Origin of the sequence: Psychroflexus aurantiacus (assembly GCF_010820555.1) — a bacterium.
GTDB lineage: Bacteria > Bacteroidota > Bacteroidia > Flavobacteriales > Flavobacteriaceae > Psychroflexus > Psychroflexus aurantiacus.
The window spans coordinates 1-343 of sequence record NZ_JAAIKD010000049.1 but is presented as its reverse complement, the minus strand read 5'-3'; the positions used below and the strand labels follow the sequence as shown (position 1 = coordinate 343).

Below are 343 nucleotides of genomic sequence, written 5' to 3'. Positions count from 1 at the left end.
TGATTGGTCGAGGCTTTGATGTTTCTAATTGTCAATTTAATTATCATTATAAAGCCTACAGTCTCATAGCTCAGCTGGTTAGAGCGCTACACTGATAATGTAGAGGTCGGCAGTTCGAGTCTGCCTGAGACTACTTTTTAGTCTTTAAGGCACAAGAGAAAAGTTAAAGTGGTTAGAGGAAGTTATTTGACCAAATTAGCTTTTAGATGTAAGGTTTATAGTAATGAAGAATGGTAATATTTAATTGGGTTTAGGTATTATGACAATTGATTACTAATTATGAAGATATAATTAGTAATTGAAAACGTTCATTGACATTTTGAGAATATATAAGAATACGAGA

General features: G+C 32.1%; 1 tRNA gene. It reads left to right on the top strand.

Features of this window, described 5'->3' with window-relative positions:
- Positions 1 to 59: 59 nt before the first annotated feature.
- Positions 60 to 133: transfer RNA gene (locus G3567_RS13280), tRNA-Ile, on the top strand.
- Positions 134 to 343: the final 210 nt, after the last annotated feature.